The following is a 519-nucleotide window of genomic DNA, read 5'->3' on the forward strand; positions in this document are numbered from 1 at the left end:
ACACGATGGTGGATCAGCTGTCGTCGTTCGCCGACGAGGTGACGCGGGTGGCCCGTGAGGTGGGCACCGAGGGCAAGCTGGGCGGTCAGGCGCAGGTCAAGGGCGTCTCGGGCACCTGGCGGGACCTGACCGACAACGTGAACTCGATGGCGTCGAACCTGACGTCGCAGGTCCGCAACATCGCCTCGGTCACCACGGCGGTGGCGAAGGGTGACCTGTCGCAGAAGATCACTGTTGACGCGCGGGGCGAGATCCTGGAGCTGAAGTCGACGGTCAACACGATGGTGGATCAGCTGTCGTCGTTCGCCGACGAGGTGACGCGGGTGGCCCGTGAGGTGGGCACCGAGGGCAAGCTCGGTGGCCAGGCCCAGGTGCGCGGCGTGGCCGGCACCTGGCGCGACCTGACCGACAATGTGAACTCGATGGCGTCGAACCTGACATCTCAGGTCCGCAACATCGCCCAGGTCTCCACCGCCGTCGCCAAGGGTGACCTGTCGCAGAAGATCACCGTCGACGCGC

Annotated in this window: 1 protein-coding gene; it reads left to right on the plus strand. The window is 66.9% G+C overall.

Annotated features, from left to right (window positions below; translation table 11 throughout):
* The coding region (locus ACK8GG_RS01505) for a HAMP domain-containing protein (RefSeq protein WP_440355673.1) at positions 1–519 on the plus strand (519 nt) is incomplete at both ends.

The organism is Melissospora conviva (assembly GCF_049523535.1).
GTDB classification, from domain to species: Bacteria; Actinomycetota; Actinomycetes; order Mycobacteriales; family Micromonosporaceae; genus Melissospora; species Melissospora conviva.